The following is a 16,838-nucleotide window of genomic DNA, read 5'->3' as shown; positions in this document are numbered from 1 at the left end:
ATTACTTTTTGAATGATTGACACTTGAGTAACGACTGGAGTCTCCTAAAGGCAGACTAACTTCCCCTTTTTCTCTCCAGGGATCGAGTGGATTTCTAATCCGCGCCGCAGCGTCTCCCCCATAGGCATCGCAGGTTTCGCCAGTCTGCCTTATTGACGCGCGGCCATTCATCGAGACAGGAGTTTGAGATGCGTCATAAGAATCTGGCTATTTTGAAGTTTTTCGCTTTGCTTTTCCTGCTGCCGGGTTTGGCGGGGCTGGTCTTCAGCGCGATGGTATCGACTGATTACCTGGAAAATCTGCCGAAGTCACCAACTCCGAGCGAACAGCGGATGACGCCGCGCAATGTGCATGGCATCGTGATCTACCAGACGGTGAAGGAAGACGAGCGGTTGTCGGCGCTGGAGTATGGGTCGGTTTCGATCTTCCTGGTGGGTCTGGTGCTGGGTGTGGTGTATCTGGAGAAGTGGTCTGTGGTGCGGCAGGCCGAGATGGAGTCGGACCTGCTGGAAGAGGCGGAAGCTTAGCGGCTCTTCCTTCGAAGCAAACAGCAAAGGCCTGCGGTGTATTCGCGGGCCTTTTGCTTTGTTGCATGGTTGCGGTGTGCAGGTTTTAGGCTCGTGTTTCCGGGGAGTCATCCGTGGAGAAGCCTGCATTTTTGCGTTGTGCTGCCGCTTGCCAACTCGCGTTTCACCCGACGCGATGACTGAAAACACAGAAGATAGCGAGCGGGAGGGGGAGAGGGAGGGGGTGATTATTTTTCCGGGCAACAGGTTTTGTGTTGCTGTTTATTTTACGGTAAAGGACGGGGTGAGTTGATCCGTGTGTTGTGACATGGCTTTCCTTTGCTTTCAGTGTGCCTGATGCGGGGGTAATTCAACGCAAAGCGGGGATAGATTTTGATTTAGGGAATGGACAGGTAGGACGATGCCGGTGGCTTGAGTCTAGATCTGGAACGCACCCCGAATAAGGATTGATTAGTGCTGCGCGCGAATGTGCACGGATGGCGCGGGCTGTTGCGTTCCCACCCTTCGCAAAATGCGCGAAGGATGAGGCACCCTGAGAGTTATGGTGGGATCAGCCAGGAGAATTGCCGGCACACGGCGTTTGTAGAGTCAGATTGCTGACGAGGCAGAAAAGCTCGCCTCAGGCGCTGAAGCGCCGGTCACTTTGCTGGTTTGTGCCAGGGATAAATCCCTGGCCTACCTTTAAAAGCAGCTACAAAAGCAAGAACAAAAGCAGGCGCAAAGCAGGCGCGTGGCTGTGATCTTTCGAGAGCTTGTCCATTCGATTGAGCCCGGAGAAACTGGTTGTGACGAAGACGGATGAGGAGCGCATTGCGCGTGAGCCAGCGGCGAAGACTGCGAAGAAGAAAAACAAAAAGCGTTGATTTACCGCTAATGGAAAGCCTCTTTGATTAGCCCAAAATGTGTTCAATTTTGATCTTGATTCAGGGCAATTCTTCGCAGGATACTTTTCGCGTTGCCGCTGTATATCTAAGTTCCCATTAACCGTTCCGCCATCATTTTGAGATTCGTTAAGCCCCAGGAGGGGGCGTAGCCGTGACCGAAATGAGGGTTTTAATCGTCGATGATCATGGGGCTCAGGCTCAAGGTCTTGCCGAATTGTTATCGATACGAGGCTATGCGGCCTGGCATGTTTCGAGTGCAGAAGCGGCGTTGCGCGATCTGGACTTGGTCAATGTTGACGTCATTCTTTCGGATGTATCGCTGCCAGGCATGGACGGTTACGAGTTCTGCCGTCGTATAAGAGCAACGCCGAAGTTTGACCGTGTGGCATTCATCTACTACACCGGAACGGGCGAGATGCCCGGAATACTGCATGGCGGCGATGCGTTTCTGACGTACCCGGTTGGAATCAATCAATTGATGAGCGTAGTCACAGGTTGCATTGCGCGAAGAGCCCCCGAGAAGAGGCCTGCTACGTCGGGCATTTTTGTTGGTGTTGCCTGAAACCGGTCCGGTGCTTCAATGGGATACCATGTTAGAACTCATCTCATATATGCAGTTGCCGTTCCTGGATGCTGCTTGAAACCCGCTTTGATTGCGGGTTTCATACGAGTCCTCTTTGCATCGTTGTGTTGATGAGATGAAGTTTTAGCGAGTCAGATGCCTTTGCTGCAATCCTCGCAGCCGTATGACCTCCAAGACTCCCCGATATTCTCGTTCCCCGCAAGATACACATCGGATGGGCAGGCGAAGAGTTAGGAAGAGTGGAACATCCGTGAATTGCCAGCGCGAAGGACGTAGGTGCCGGCTTCCGCAAGCGGAACACTTCAACAAGACACTTCTCCAGTCTGTTCGAACTTACTCGCAGAGTCGCGGATGTGCTGGTCATTCCGGCTCGGAAGCGAAAACATTCCGAAGAATCTTGAGGATCGTTCACAGCCAATCGGCTCATGGAATTGGGCAGGAAAGCTCTTCTGCTCACATCGGTGCGCAGTCTATTTGAATAGCTGTCAGGCAGCCCGCGCTGAAGCGCCGGTCACTTTGTTGGTTTAGTGCCGGGGATAAATCCCCGGCACTCCCTTTAAAAGCAACTACCTTTGAAGCCACTGTTGTTCAAGCTATTAGGGTTTGCTGTATTCGTCGCGCAGCTTGGTCTGGCGGCTGACCATGGGTTGCGAGACGCCTTCGATGAAGACCTGCTTGACATCGGTGCGGACATCGAGCGGGTCGCCGTTGGCGATGACGACGTTGCCGAGTTTGCCTACGTCAAGCGAGCCGAGTTTGTCCCCGAAGCCGAACATCTCGGCGACATTGAGAGTGATGGCTTTGAGGGCTTCATCGTAGGGCAGTCCGTAGGCGACAGCGAAGCCTGCGGAGTAAGGCAGGTTGCGAACAGTGTGAGCGCCGCCGGGGCCACCGGCTTCGCCGGAAGAGATGGCGATCTTGATGCCGCGTTTCGCGAGTTCGGCGGGAAGGGTGTAGACGGCGTCGTAGCGTTCGTCGGCTCGGGGAAAGTCGTAGATGGGACCGACGATGACGGGCACTTTATACGCTGCGATTTCGTCGAGGACTTCCTGCGAGTGAGTGACGTGATTGAGGATGACCTTGAGGTGGAATTCCTGAGCCACCTTCATGATGCTCTCAATGTCATAGCCCTCGTAGACGCCAATGACTACCGGCTTTTCGCCGTGCAGGTAGGGCAGCAGAGCCTCAAGCTTGAGATCTCGCTTGTCGGATTTGCCAGGACCCTTGTCGCCGCTTTTCGCGTCGTCGCCGGGTTTGGCATCGGTCTTCTTTTCCGCTGCCTTCTGTTCGGCTTCGTAGTGCTGAGCATCGAGCAGGCTCTGGCGAAGCTGGGTGATGAGGCCCATGCGTGTTGAAGGGAATGAGCCACCACCACCTCTTCCGCCACGGCGGCGTTGTTCTGCACCGTAGTTCATGGCGAGCGCTACGTCACGGCCCACGATCATCTCGTCGCGGTTTTCGCCGCCAAGCTGGATGAAGATATCCTGCCCGGCGATGGAGTCGGCCGTGCCGGGAGCGACAACTGCGTTGGTGACGCCATTGAGACGCGCGACGGGAATGAGCTCTGTTTCGGCGTGGAAGGCGTCAGCGACGTGCATGTGGGGCATGATCTCGTCGGAAGGTTCTGAGAGATCGTTGCTCTCTTCATCGGCGGCGACCTCGGTAAGACCGAGTGTGGTGTCGGGATCGATGAGGCCGGGATAGACGGTGAGGCCTTTGGCATCGATGATGGTTGCGTCGGTGGGAATCTTGACGCTGCTGGGATCGCCGACGGCCTGGATCCTGCCGTATTGGATGATCACGGTGCCGTTTTCGATGACGCCGTGGCTGACGGTGAGCAGCTTGCCGCCTACGATGGCGATTGTGCCGGTCTGATGTACGGAGGTTGGTCCGGCTGCGAGCGCGATGTTGGAGCCACAGAGTACTGTTGCTGCAGCAAGGGCGAGGAGCAGGATGGAGTGAGTCTGGTATCGCATTAGTTCATTCCCCCCTCGCTGTCGTCTTCACCGCCGAAGCCGCCTGCGTCATGCATGGCGCCTTTGAAATGCGTGGCGCCGAGACCGGGTAACGAGCTGTCGAAGAACAGGTCGCCGTCAATGTACACCTTTTCGGCGCGTGCGTAGGTGGAGAGCGGATCCATGTTCCAGATGACGAGGTCGGCGTCTTTGCCGACGTCGATCGATCCGGTATGGTCATCGACGCCGATGATCCACGCGGGGTTGAGCGTGACCATGCGGATGGCTTCGTCTTCGGTTGCTCCGCCGTAGTGAACCATCTTGCCCGCTTCCTGATTGAGGCGGCGGATGTGGTCGTTGGAGTCGCTCTTGAGTGCGACGCGAACGCCGGCGCGCATGCTCATGACGGCGTTCCACGGAATGGCATCCCAGGCTTCGTCTTTGAATCCCCACCAGTCGGTGAAGGTGGCGATGCCGGTGCCGTCCTTGGCGATCTCGGGCGCGACTTTATACATCTCAAGCGCATGATGGAAGGCGCGGATCTTGTAACCGTACTGCTTGGCGATGGCTTCTTCTGTGAGAAACTCATCGGCGCGGTAGCAGTGGATTTGCACATAAAGCTTGCCGCGCAGAACATCGGCGAGCGCTTCGAGCTTGAGATCGACCTTGGGCGCGATGGCGGTGGGGTCTTTCTTAACTTTGACGTTGTAGGCGTCCCAGCTTGCCATATAGGCTTTGGCGTCTTCAAAGCTCTGGCGCATGACTTCGAAGTTGCCCATGCGCGTGGAGGGAAGCTGATTGCGGCTGCCGTAGACGCGCTTCGGATTTTCTCCGGAGGCGAACTTAATGGAGCGCGGTGCGTTGGGGAAAAGCATTTCGTCACGCGAGAGGCCGAACTTGTTTTTGATAACCACGGCCTGGCCGCCGATCATGTTGGCCGAGCCGTGCAGAAGCAGTTCGGTGGTTACGCCACCGGCGAGTGCGCGATAGAGCGCTGCGTCGCGATTATCGAAGGCGTCGATCATCATCATGCTGGGTGTGACGGGGCTGGTAGCTTCGTTCACGTCGCCATCCAATGCCGAGTGCGAGTGTGGATCGATGATGCCGGGCGTCAGGTATTTGCCGGAGGCATCAATTACAACGGCGGATGCGGGTGCATCGACGGACGTGCCCACGCCAGCGATCTTGCCTTCGTGGACCCATACGGAACCATTCGGGATGGTGCCGTGGCTAGCGGTCATGACGGTGGCGTTCTTGATGAGAATGTCTGGCGGTGGCGCAGTAGATTGCGCTACCACCGGCAGCGCCGCGCAGAGTATGGTCAGCGCGAGCACATGTGGCGATAGAGACAGCTTCACAATTAGCCTCCAAAGTCGGAAATGTAAAGGAAAGGTATGTCGTGCGATCGTGCCGGACGACGTTTTACTGGAATGCAGTGTGCGGAGATCGTATCACAACATAAGGCAGGGTATGAGGCAGGAGCTAGAGAGATTCAGGGTGGGGCGCGTGGGCCAGGATGGCTGTTGCGATGGCTGCGGCTTCCAGAGCGGGACGCACGCTGTGTACACGGATGATGGAGGCTCCGTTGAGGATGGCCGCCGTGAGAGCGGCGATGCCTGCATTATCGCGAGAGTCGAGGGTTATCTCGCGATCTGCGTAGATAGGCAGGGTCGTTAATGCGCGTATGAGGAAGGACTTCCGCGAGAGGCCGGCGAGCAGTGGGCGGCCAAGTGAGAGCAGTTCGGCCTGTCGCGCGAGCAGAGCGTAATTTTCATTCATACGTTTGCCGAATCCGTAGCCGGGGTCGAGGACAATGGCTTCTTCTGCGATGCCGGCCTGGCGCGCGATTGCGAGGCTTGCTGCGAGGCCATCGCGGACGATAGGCAAGACCTCGTCATCGGCAAGTGCTGGCAGAGAACGCCACTCATCCGGCTTGCCTCGGGTGTGCATGAGGACGACGCCGCAGTTCAGCTCGGCACATACTTCCGCCATTTGTTGATCCCAAAGGAGACCGCTTACGTCGTTGACGATCTCCGCTCCGGCGGTAATGACCGCGCGGGCCGTGGACGCCTTGTAGGTATCGATGGAGAGGATGGCCTCGGGGCGGCCTTTGAGGATGCCTTCGATGACGGGAAGCAGGCGGGTCTGTTCTTCATTCGCAGAGACGGTTGCATGCGACGGATCGCCTGCGTGAGAGCCAGGACGAGTGCTTTCAGCTCCGAGATCGAGGATGTCCGCGCCTTCGTCGAGAAGTTGCAAGCCGTGAGCGATGGCCTGTTCGGAGGCGAGATAGAGGCCACCGTCGGAGAAGGAATCGGGCGTGATGTTGACGATGCCCATGATGAGTGGAGATGGGCTGAGATCGAGGATATGGCTGCGTAAACGCCACTGCGCTGGCAATTGCGAGGTTTTCGAAAGCGAGTGCGCCATCTCTCCATCGTACGGTTTTATAGCGGGAGTTCGCGAACTAGTGAAGCCGTCGGAGATACAGCTACAATCGTGCACAATCACAAGCACGATCAATTCTGATTTAGGAAACTGCCAGATGCGCACAAAGTTGTTGAGTTTTGTCTTGGCGGGCTGCACCGCCGCGACGTTTGGCTTTTCGTTGTCTTTATATGCGGCGTACAAGAACAAAACTGAGAAGCCGAAAGCGGCTCCGGCGGAAGCTGATCCGTATACGGAAATGCAGCCGGAGACAGAGAAGTTCGATCTGGCCATGTATCGGTGGATTCAAGATAAAGGAATGAACCACTCGTATGAGAGGGAGTTTGTTTCTGCGCAGGCGGACGGCATTGGTACACGGTGATTAGTTCGCCGAATCTCAAGAAGGCGAATGAATGGCGGCGCTTTGTTTCGCCTGTGGTATTTCTGCGTGTGCTAGAGATATCCCCAATCGCATTGAAAACTCAGATACAGCCTGCGGACTTAGATGCAAATGATCGGCGAAATCGCTCTCGTCTGGCATCCATGTGCTTGCATCTACAATCTGAATGTTTCGAGTAGATGCGAGTCGTTTCAGGGCCGAAAAATAAGCAGACCATGAGGGTCGCGAATAAAACCGTTTGAGATGGTACGGCGACATCGGCATCGCCAAGAGGACCACATGCATGTTTGCCTGCCGTGCTTCCGCAAGAATCGCTTCAAAGCTCACGTTGAAGCGTTCGGGGGCAGCGAGAAACGTCTGTGCTTCCTCATCAAAGCGTTGCGTGGAATCAGCTTCAAGGGCGGTGAAATCATCGACTCTGCCCATGCTGTTGATGGCTACCTGTGGCATACCGACGGCAGCCATGCGGCGGCGTAAAATCTCTACATCTTTCCACGCATTGGCACGATAGGCTGCCATGGGTACTGACCGGACTAGCTCCAGCTCGGCGCGACTGATCATACCGAAGTTATATGCCGCAGCCGTTTCAGAAAGCGGAAAGCGATGATCGACGCCGATTATTCGATTGCCAACTAAATCTGCAACGTGTGAATGATCGGTATCTGTCAACTGAAAATCATAAAAACCAATAACAACCGTAGTGATGGTTGGATGACATGTTTCGGCGTATTGAAACAGCAAGCGCTGCTCTGGGGCCAGGGATGCTCCGAGCGCGGAGTTCAGTGCGATCCAGTTTGCTCCATGCGCTGCCGCAGCTTGTTCAAAAGCTGTTTCATTGACGTGATGATCGAGAAGGGAGTTGCCGACGAACAGAAGATTTGGATTCTGCGCGATGCGAATCTGTTCAAGTTTCTTGTAGTATGGCAGCCGGTGACTCCACTGAATCAGCGCACAATTCAATAGCAACAGGACTGCAATAGCAGCAGTCACGACCGGCAACAAAGGTTTTCTCATCATCGCTAGAAATCGATGTAGATGAACTTGGATGACTGGCCAGAGAAGGCGTAGATAAGAAGTATCGCGACAGCCCAGACTGCACAACGGGCAAGCCATGTCCAACGCCCACTCAAAAGAGGAGGGGCATCATCACGCTCGCCGCATAGGTATTCAATCACCGCACACAGATTCGCCAGCATCAGCCGAACAGAAGCCTCCTATAAAAAAGAATAGCAGTATGCAGATTCATACAGAAGAAGGGCCAACCCGCATTGGCAAGCAAAAAGGTGAGGACACGGCTTGAAAATACGGCAGCTGGGTGGTTGCTCGGTTTGCCGCGGAACTGACGCCAGAGCCGATGTCCTGTGAGTAATAGTCCGTGCCACAAACCCCACACTATGAAGTTGAGCCCGGCGCCATGCCAGAGGCCGCTGACCAGCATGACCGTCATGATATTGGCATAAATGCGCAGCTTAGAGACGCGCGAGCCCCCCAGGGGAATGTATACGTAGTCGATGAGCCAGCGCGTGAGCGAGATGTGCCACGCCTGCCAGAACTGCTGGATATTGCGGCGGCCGTAGGGCCAGTCGAAGTTCTCGGGCACTTTGATACCGAAGAGCCGTGCGGAGCCGATCGCGATATCCGAGTAGCCGGAGAAATCGGCGTATATCTTGATGCCGTAGGCGAAGCCCCAGAGCAGCAGCACAGGCCGATGTGCCTGCATTACATCGTGTGCATTGAGATGATCTGTCCACGCGGTTAACAGATCAGCAATTGCGAATTTCTTCGCGAGGCCAGTGAGGATGCGTGTGAGGCCGCACTCCCAGTCGACGTTCCATGCGCCGAGTTCCTTGCGAAGTTTAGGGAGAAAGTCCTGATAGCGCTTGATAGGCCCGGCGACCATGGTAGGGAAGAATAGGATGAAGGCAAGATATTCACCCAGCGAACCGGACTCGGTTTTGCCGGCACGTCTGTCCCACGCGTAGTGATAGAACTCGAAGGTGAAGAAAGAAATACCGAGAGGAAGAAACGCGCCCTGCCATCGTAAAGGGTTGGCGGCATGCCAAAAGAAGAGACCGGTAAAGAAATTCCAGTACTTGAAGACACCGAGCAGCGCCACGCTCTGAACAAGCCCCAGCACACACCAGAGTGAGCCCGGCTTATAGAGGCGGCTGACAATCGATTCCCATAGAAAGATGAGAAGGCAGGCCGCACCAAAGGCTCCAGCCATACCGTAGGCAAAGTAGAAAAAGAAGCCGCTGCCAAATACAACGATGACCCAGGGTCGAAAACGCTGCGATGCAAATCGGAAAAGAATCGCTGCTGGCAAGAGAAAGAAAATGTAGTAGCTGAAAGTATTGAAGATCAATCGATCAAGCTCTCCTGCCCTCGAATGGTTTCAATGTATCATGCTCAGGTTTTGAGCAGGTTACGTTTGAGTCGGGCATGAGCACATGAAGAAAGCCATGTTTCTTTGCTCTGTCGACCGTCAAGTGGCGGGCGTGTCCTACAATGCCTGCATGTAATCGAATCACTTTGGACGGAGCCAGGATTGATGCCGAATAAATTTCACCATTGTTTGTTGCCTCTTGTAATGGCAACCTCATTCACGCTTTACGCTGCCCCTGGAGACAAGCCGCAAAAAGCAAAGGTTGCCACAGCAGCAGCAACGGATCCGTATACAGAGATACAGCCGGAGACGGAGAAGCTGGATCTGGCTATGTATCAGCAGATTCGCGAGGAAGGTTTGAATCACTCACACGTGATGGATTTTGCCTCAGCGTTGGTGGATGGTATCGGGCCGCGGTTGACAGGATCGCCGAATCTAAAGAAGGCGAATGAGTGGACGCGCGATACGTTGACGAAGATTGGCCTGGAAAATGCGCATCTGGAAGACTGGGGTGAGTTCGGCCTTGGCTGGCAGCAGCTCAACACCTGGGCGCGCATGGTAACGCCGGATACAGCTGTGCTGATATTGCAGGCTACGCCGTGGTCTCCTTCGACGCCGGGGCCGGTGACTGGCGATGTGGTGTATGTGAGTATTCAGAGCGATAAGGACTTCGACACCTATCGCGGCAAGCTGGCGGGCAAGGTTGTGTTGTTTGGAGCGATGCGCGATGTGCCGCCGGTGGATAAGCCGCTGTTCGACCGTGCTACCGACGAGGAACTCGCCAAGGAAGCTGAATATCCGGTAAGCGCCAGTGCGGGCGGCCTGCCGCCGGATATGCAGGCGCGAATGAAGGCACGCATGGAGCGGCTGCGGTTGATCGATAAGATTGCGCAGTTCTTTGCCGACGAGAAAGTGGCGGCCGTGATTGAGCCGAGCCGTGATGCGAAAAATGGCGGCGGATCTGGCGGCACATTCTTCGATGACAATGGCGTGACGCTGGGACGCACTCCCTATCTTGCCGATAAGCAAGTAAAAATTCCTGTTGCGGTAGCGGCGATTGAAAGCTATGGCCGTCTGTATCGCCTTGTTGACGCGCATGTGCCGGTGTCAGTCCAGATTGATGTAGAGACCAAGTTCACGGGCGAGCATGAGCATGGGTATAACACCGTTGCAGAGATTCCGGGTACCGATCCTGCGCTGAAAGATCAGGTTGTGATGTTGGGTGGTCACCTCGATAGCTGGATTGCCGGCGAAGGCGCGACGGACAATGGCGCAGGTACGGTCGTTGCGATGGAGGCGGTGCGCATTCTGAAGGCGCTGGGCGTGAAGCCGCGGCGTACGATTCGCATTGCGCTGTGGACGGGTGAGGAGGAGGGCATCTTTGGATCGAAGGGCTATTGCACACAGCACTTTGGTTCGGCGAAGACTTCGACGGCTCCTGACCAGATGGCGTTGCCGGAGTTTATGCGGCGTGCGACGGGCCCGCTGGAGGTGAAGCCGGAACAGAAGCTGATCTCCGGATACTTCAATGTGGATAATGGAAGCGGCAAGATTCGCGGCATATACACGCAGGGCAACTCGGCGATTGCGCCTATCTTTGCGCAGTGGATTGCGCCGTTGAAAGATCTCGGCGTCACGACGATTACCAACCGCAACACCGGCGGTACGGATCATTTGAGCTTCGATGCAGTCGGCGTTCCCGGCTTCCAGTTCATTCAGGACGATCTGGATTACGAGACTCGCACGCACCACTCGAACGAGGATACGTATGAACGCCTGCAGCCTGCCGACCTGAAGCAGATTGCTACGGTGGAGGCGATTTTTGTCTATAACGCGGCGATGCGCGATCAGATGCTACCGCGCAAGCCGCTGCCGAACCCGGTGGAAGAGCAGGAGAAGCGTAAGCCGCTGGAGATTATGCCTGGGGCAGTGGAAGAGCCCACGAAGTAAGACAAATTGCAAACTCAGATGTAGCGAAAGAGCGCCCGCGTGAATCCTACTTTCATGCGGGCGCTTCGTTTTTGCGGAGCCCCGGCTGTCTCTGCTGTTGACCTAAGCCGGTCATCGCGGAGCGTATAATCCCCGATGAGATGCGGCGGAATGCGCTGATCTGGCGGCGTTTCCGGTAATTCAAAAAGTTTGGATGAATTGAAATTTGCGCAGGAGAGAGAGCGATGAGCGAGAGCGTTACCCCACTGGAACAACTGTCGGCATGGAAGGCGCTGGAAACGAATGCCGCGAGCCTGAAGGAGACCCATCTTCGCGAACTGTTTACGAGTGACCCGAAGCGTGGCGAGCGACTGACGGCTGAGGCTGCCGGCATATTTCTCGATTATTCGAAGCATCGCGTGACGGACGAGACGCTGAAGCTGCTGCTGCAACTGGCCGAGGAGTCAGGGCTGCGCGCGAAGATCGATGCGATGTTCCGTGGCGACAAGATCAACATCACCGAGAACCGCGCTGTGCTGCATGTAGCGCTGCGCGCGCCCAAGAGCGAAAAGATCTTCGTCGATGGCAAGGATGTCGTGCCCGAGGTGCATGAGGTGCTGGACAGGATGTCGGTCTTTGCTGACAGCATCCGGTCGGGCAAGTGGCTGGGCTATACCGATAAGCCGATCAAGAACATCGTGAACGTGGGCATCGGTGGTTCTGATCTCGGTCCGGTGATGGCATACGAGGCGTTGCGGCATTATTCAGACCGTGATCTGACCTTCCGCTTTGTATCGAACGTGGATGGAACGGATTTTGCGGAAGCCACGCACGATCTCGATCCGGAAGAGACGCTGTTCATCATTTCGTCGAAGACCTTCACAACGCTTGAGACGATGACCAACGCGCACACCGCTCGGGCATGGGTGCTGGGTAAGCTTGAGCACCAAGCAGCGATTGCGAAGCACTTTGTTGCCGTCTCGACCAACGCAGCGGAAGTATCGAAGTTCGGCATCGATACGGCGAACATGTTTGGCTTCTGGGATTGGGTCGGTGGCCGCTACTCGATGGATTCTGCTATCGGGTTGTCGACGATGGTGGCGATTGGGCCGGAGAACTTCCGTGCGCTGCTGGCGGGTTTTCACGAGATGGATGAGCACTTCCGCACGACGCCATTCGAAAAGAATCTGCCGGTGCTGATGGGATTGTTGGCGGTCTGGTACAACGACTTCTTTGACGCGCAGACCGTAGGGGTGCTGCCGTATGACCAGTACCTGAAGCGCTTCCCTGCTTACCTGCAGCAGTTGACGATGGAGTCGAACGGCAAGCACGTCACGTTGGATGGGCGGCATGTGACGTACGAAACCGGGCCGATTTTCTGGGGTGAGCCGGGCACGAATGGGCAGCACAGCTTCTATCAGCTCATTCATCAGGGCACGAAGCTGATTCCGTGTGATTTCATTGGGTTTTTCAAGTCTCTGAATCCGCTGGGACGGCACCACGATCTGCTGATGTCGAATGTCTTTGCGCAAGCCGAGGCGCTGGCGTTTGGAAAGACGGCGGAGGAACTTCGCGCCGAAGGTATCGCGGAGTGGCTGGTACCGCACAAGACCTTTGAGGGCAATCGTCCCTCCTCAGTGATTCTGACGGAGAAGATCACGCCCGCGACGCTTGGTAAGCTGGTCGCTTTGTATGAACACAGTGTCTTTACGCAGGGCGCGGTGTGGCAGATCGATTCCTTCGATCAGTGGGGCGTGGAACTGGGCAAGGTGCTGGCGGTGCGAATCATTCCGGAGCTGGAAAACACCGACGAGCCCGCGCTGAAGCATGACAGCTCGACGAATGCGCTGATCCGGCGGTACCGCGCGCACAAGCGCAAGTCTTAACAGAAGAGAGCATCAATAAGCACAAGCAATCCTGACCAGGAAACGGTACACTGCTCCTCTGCACAAAGAAGCACCGGGCGAGACGGTCCCGCAAACTCGCCCGGGCATCTTATGTGGGAAAGACTTCACCGAGGAGTGTACCGATGGCAGAGTCCCCCAGAATTGCGATACCCGGCAGCGAACGCCAGCCGATGACGGGAGCCGTGGCAACCGGCCCTACCGATCCGAACCAGGTTGTTGAGGTTTCGATTCTGCTGAAGCAGCGCCGGGAGCTGAATCTCGACGATTTGCAGGGGCGGACGTTGAGTCATGACGAATTTGCCGCGACCTATGGGGCGGATCCTAACCACATCGAGCGGGTGCAGGCTTTTGTCTCGGAGCAAGGCCTCACTGTCATTGAGACGCCAGATGCATTGGCGCGGCGTACAGTGCGTGTGCGCGGCACTGTTGCCCAGATGGAAAATGCCTTTTCGGTAAAGCTCGAAGACTATAGCCATCCGACTTGCAAATATCGCGGCCGTACGGGATCGATTTATGTTCCTGCCGAACTGGCGGATGTTGTCCAGGGAGTGTTTGGCCTGGATAACCGGCCGCAAGCGAGGGCTCACTTTCGATATAGAGGCACGTCGAACCTGACCCCGCGGGCAGCAGCGGAGGGTGTGACGTATACGCCGCCGCAGGTTGCACAACTTTACAGCTTTCCGACAGGCGTCAATGGCGCGGGGCAAACCATCGGCATTATTGAGCTGGGTGGCGGGTATGAGGAATCAGATATTACGACCTACTTCCAGCAACTTGGTTTGACGCCGCCAACCGTTACAGCGGTTTCGGTAGATGGCGGCACGAACAGTCCATCGACGCCAGATAGCGCGGATGGCGAAGTGTTGCTGGATATCGAGGTAGCTGGCGGCGTTGCGCCGGGTGCGAATATCGTTGTGTATTTTGCGGACAACTCATCGCAGGGTTTTCAGGATGCGTTGAGCCAGGCGATTCATGACACGACTAATAATCCTTCGGTGATCTCGATCAGTTGGGGCGGCCCGGAAGATAGCTGGACGTCGCAGTTGATGACCAGCATGGATCAGGTTGCACAGGAGGGGGCTGCGCTGGGGGTGACGATTACGGTGGCCTCGGGTGACAACGGATCGAGCGATGGTTCGAGTGACGGATCGGATCAGGTTGATTTTCCTGCGTCGAGCCCGAATGTTCTCGGTTGTGGCGGAACGACGCTGAATTCTTCCAACGGACAGATTACGAGCGAAACAGTTTGGAATGATGGCTCTCAAGGCGGCGCGACGGGCGGCGGATTTAGTACGCAGTTTTCAAAGCCGAGCTATCAGTCGAATATCCCATCACAATATGCAAGCCAGACAGGACGTGGCGTGCCGGACGTGGCGGGCGTGGCTGATCCCAATACCGGATACAACATTCTGGTAGATGGCACTCAAGAGGTGGTCGGCGGCACGAGCGCGGTGGCGCCCTTGTGGGCGGGGCTTGTAGCTTTGCTGAATCAGCAGCTTGGCAAACGTGTCGGTTACTTGAATCCGACGCTCTATGCTCTGAATGAAACGCAAGCCTTTAACGACATCACGCAGGGCAACAACGGAACCTATTCTGCGGGCGCGGGATGGGATCCCTGCACTGGTCTGGGATCGCCGATCGGAACTGCTCTGGCTTCACTGCTTGGGGGTTCGTCCAGTACTGGCGGAAGTGGTGGTGGTGGAGGCACCGGTTCAGGTGGTACCGGTGGCACTGGCGGGTCAGGGGGAACTGGCGGTTCGGGCGGAACTGGTGGATCAGGAGGAACTGGTGGTTCAGGCGGCAGCGGCGGCACAGGATCTGGAGGCGGAAAGCATCACAAGCACCATCATGGAGAAGGACAAGTATATGTCGTGATCGGCGTGGAAGAAGCCGATTAGATCACTCGCGAAATCCAGAACGAAGTAGATACGCAAAAAAGCCCTGGCCGATGGTGGCCGGGGCTTTTGATTTTGATACAAAACGAAATCAATAGAAGAGGTATTTTCGCCAGCGGTCGTCACCGCGCCCGAGCATACGCATGATCTGACGGCTGGTGTGCAGGCTGAATGAGCGAGGCTCGCGCAGCAGCTTCATGTCGTCAAGCTCATGCAGCAGACGATTGCCCTTGCGCCGGTTGCATCCATGGCAGCAGGCCACGAGGTTTTCCCAAGTGGAGTTGCCGCCGCGGGAGCGAGGCATGACGTGATCCAGCGTGAGCTCGCTTGAGGGCAACACAACGCCGCAGTACTGGCAGGTGTTGCGGTCACGCAGCAGAATATTTTTGCGCGAGAGGGCGCGGGTCTGATGGGGGATGCGGCGGTATTCGAGCAGACGGATAACCGAAGGCATGGCCATGCGGCTGCGCTGCGCGTGGAGCATCATACCGTGCTCTTCTTCGGTCTTGGCGACACCTTTGAGCACCAGCACCAGTGCGCGCCGTGCGCCACAGATATTGATCGGCTCATACGAGGCGTTGAGCACCAGTACCGGCATCTGCATAACCTGGTTGGATTGCGTCCAGCTTTGGCTATCTGCATGAGCCGCATGCGCCGCTGCCTTGGCGAGAGACTTTTGCTTACGTGCGTGGATCATGGCTTTTCCCAGCGACATCGCTTCCCCTCTTGGAATTCCATCCTGATTTTCTAGAGTTCCAATCCCTGTTATCTGTCTTTGGTTGCCGGCTTATTTCTGTTCGTTGTTGCCTCGCTGCGTCTGGTTATTGAATGCTTGCGGATTTCGACGGCTGGCGCTGAGCTCTGCCGTCAGTGTTCGTTGCTTTGTTTTCCTGCGGGTTCGGTATGCGTGCCGGAAAGCGGAGCTGTGCGCGCGCCAGAGTTGCGACGCGAACCGAGGCTGCGCCTGCGTCCATCAGAATCTTGCTGCAGGCGCGGACTGTAGCGCCGGTGGTGAAGATGTCGTCGATGAGCAGAATGTGACGGTCTTTGATTGCTTGGGTATCAGAGACAAAAAAAGCGCCGCGCAGATTCTGGCGGCGCTGGCGGGGAGTCAGTCCGGATTGACTCTCCGTAGCCCTTTGCCGCATGAGAGAACTGGGCGATAGTTCGAGTCTCCACTCCGGATGGGACTGATGCAGCACGCGAATGGCTTCGATCGCGAGATTGCGTGCCTGGTTGAAGCCGCGCTCAGCCTGGCGTGCACGGTGCAGCGGCACAGGCACGATGAGCAGCTCAGAGGGTGTTGTTTCATCAACTTGCGGCGCCATTTGCGATATGGCGGTGGCAAGGCGTGCGCCAAGTTCGCTCGTGAGGGCCGTAATCCGCTCAAACTTAAGGGCGTGGATGGCGCGGCGCAAGGAGCCGTCGTATTCGCCAAAACTGACTGCGCGGAGGAATGCGGGTGACGCGAGCCGGCAGGCGCGGCAAAGAACCTGACCGCCTGATGCCGCCTCGGGCGTGAACAGGTCTTCTCCGCAGCGGGTACAGGTGTGTTCGCGCGGGGGAGGGATCTCTAACCAGCAGGCGCGGCAGACGGGTGAACTGGAAATTTCAGGAAGTGGCGAGTCGCAGAGTACACATACGGAGGGGAGAAAGACGCAACTTAGAGCGTGACCTATTCGTCCGAACAGGATCGCGGACGCATGGCCCGCGAGGCTCCAGGGAGATGCTACCGCAGCGGAGCTGTCCTGCGGATGACGTGCTTGCCCGGAACGAGGGTCGCTACTGAAGTCGCACCTCCAGCCTGGCAGCAAGGGGGCGAACGGATACGCTGCCGTGGCTTCAGTATACGCAGAGTTTTCCGCAGAATCCACAGGAGGAAGGTTACGATCTGGTCAACATTTGGCAACGTACCTGTAAGGCACTGAATCGAAGGGGCCTTTGG

The 16,838-nt window shown here is 56.4% G+C and carries 13 protein-coding genes and 1 pseudogene; 6 read left to right on the top strand and 8 right to left on the bottom strand.

Annotated features, from left to right (window positions below; translation table 11 throughout):
• The first annotated feature begins 188 nt into the window (after positions 1-188).
• Together OHL22_RS07345 and OHL22_RS07340 are read left to right on the top strand one after the other, a co-directional pair.
• Positions 189-527, top strand: coding sequence for a hypothetical protein (locus OHL22_RS07345; RefSeq protein ID WP_263334922.1), 339 nt, complete (start codon positions 189-191; stop codon positions 525-527).
• Between the two features lie 1,044 nt (positions 528-1,571).
• Positions 1,572-1,973, top strand: coding sequence for a response regulator (locus OHL22_RS07340; protein ID WP_263335434.1), 402 nt, complete (start codon positions 1,572-1,574; stop codon positions 1,971-1,973).
• 617 nt (positions 1,974-2,590) lie between these two features.
• Here the strand turns inward: OHL22_RS07340 and OHL22_RS07335 are convergent.
• From OHL22_RS07335 to folP, 3 genes are all read right to left on the bottom strand, one after another.
• Entirely contained in the window at positions 2,591-3,970 is a 1,380-nt protein-coding gene (locus tag OHL22_RS07335; protein WP_263334919.1) for an amidohydrolase family protein, read from the bottom strand.
• Complete coding sequence (locus OHL22_RS07330; protein ID WP_263334917.1) at positions 3,970-5,307, bottom strand: amidohydrolase; 1,338 nt, start codon at positions 5,305-5,307, stop codon at positions 3,970-3,972. Before OHL22_RS07330 ends, OHL22_RS07335 begins: the two co-directional genes overlap by 1 nt.
• A gap of 124 nt (positions 5,308-5,431) precedes the next feature.
• A complete protein-coding gene (gene folP / locus OHL22_RS07325; protein WP_263334914.1) occupies positions 5,432-6,379 on the bottom strand; it encodes a dihydropteroate synthase in 948 nt (315 codons plus the stop codon).
• Positions 6,380-6,494: 115 nt separating this feature from the next.
• Between folP and OHL22_RS07320 the strand changes: the two genes are divergently transcribed.
• Entirely contained in the window at positions 6,495-6,758 is a 264-nt protein-coding gene (locus OHL22_RS07320; protein ID WP_263334912.1) for a hypothetical protein, read from the top strand.
• Between the two features lie 15 nt (positions 6,759-6,773).
• On the opposite strand, the gene OHL22_RS07315 is transcribed toward OHL22_RS07320, so the two are convergent.
• Entirely contained in the window at positions 6,774-7,775 is a 1,002-nt protein-coding gene (locus OHL22_RS07315) for an SGNH/GDSL hydrolase family protein (RefSeq protein ID WP_263334910.1), read from the bottom strand.
• Positions 7,776-7,971: 196 nt separating this feature from the next.
• Positions 7,972-9,141, bottom strand: coding sequence for an MBOAT family O-acyltransferase (locus OHL22_RS07310; RefSeq protein WP_263334907.1), 1,170 nt, complete (start codon positions 9,139-9,141; stop codon positions 7,972-7,974).
• 186 nt (positions 9,142-9,327) lie between these two features.
• Between OHL22_RS07310 and OHL22_RS07305 the strand changes: the two genes are divergently transcribed.
• The 3 genes from OHL22_RS07305 to OHL22_RS07295 all read left to right on the top strand — a co-directional run bounded on the left by OHL22_RS07305 (position 9,328) and on the right by OHL22_RS07295 (position 14,896).
• A complete protein-coding gene (locus OHL22_RS07305; RefSeq protein ID WP_263334906.1) occupies positions 9,328-11,112 on the top strand; it encodes a M20/M25/M40 family metallo-hydrolase in 1,785 nt (594 codons plus the stop codon).
• Positions 11,113-11,336: 224 nt separating this feature from the next.
• The gene (gene pgi, locus OHL22_RS07300; protein WP_263334904.1) at positions 11,337-12,977 is read left to right on the top strand and encodes a glucose-6-phosphate isomerase; all 1,641 of its coding nucleotides are present in this window, start codon (positions 11,337-11,339) and stop codon (positions 12,975-12,977) included.
• Between the two features lie 143 nt (positions 12,978-13,120).
• On the top strand, positions 13,121-14,896 hold the full coding sequence (locus tag OHL22_RS07295; protein WP_263334903.1) for a S53 family peptidase: 1,776 nt from the start codon (positions 13,121-13,123) through the stop codon (positions 14,894-14,896).
• 88 nt (positions 14,897-14,984) lie between these two features.
• Here OHL22_RS07295 and OHL22_RS07290 read toward each other — a convergent pair whose 3' ends face one another.
• The 3 genes and pseudogenes from OHL22_RS07290 to OHL22_RS24990 all read right to left on the bottom strand — a co-directional run.
• Positions 14,985-15,608 carry an HNH endonuclease gene (locus OHL22_RS07290; protein ID WP_263334901.1) on the bottom strand — a complete coding sequence of 208 codons (624 nt, stop codon included), beginning with the start codon at positions 15,606-15,608 and terminating at the stop codon, positions 14,985-14,987.
• Positions 15,609-15,714: 106 nt separating this feature from the next.
• Positions 15,715-16,311: a ComF family protein gene (locus tag OHL22_RS07285; RefSeq protein ID WP_263334898.1), complete on the bottom strand. Its 597-nt coding sequence runs from the start codon at positions 16,309-16,311 to the stop codon at positions 15,715-15,717.
• Between the two features lie 66 nt (positions 16,312-16,377).
• A pseudogene (locus OHL22_RS24990) lies at positions 16,378-16,767 on the bottom strand (double zinc ribbon domain-containing protein); the annotation flags it as partial.
• Positions 16,768-16,838: the final 71 nt, after the last annotated feature.

The sequence above is a fragment of the Acidicapsa dinghuensis genome (assembly GCF_025685685.1).
Lineage (GTDB): Bacteria > Acidobacteriota > Terriglobia > Terriglobales > Acidobacteriaceae > Acidicapsa > Acidicapsa dinghuensis.
The sequence above is the reverse complement of the archived record's forward strand: the minus strand, read 5'-3'. Positions and strand labels throughout refer to the sequence as shown.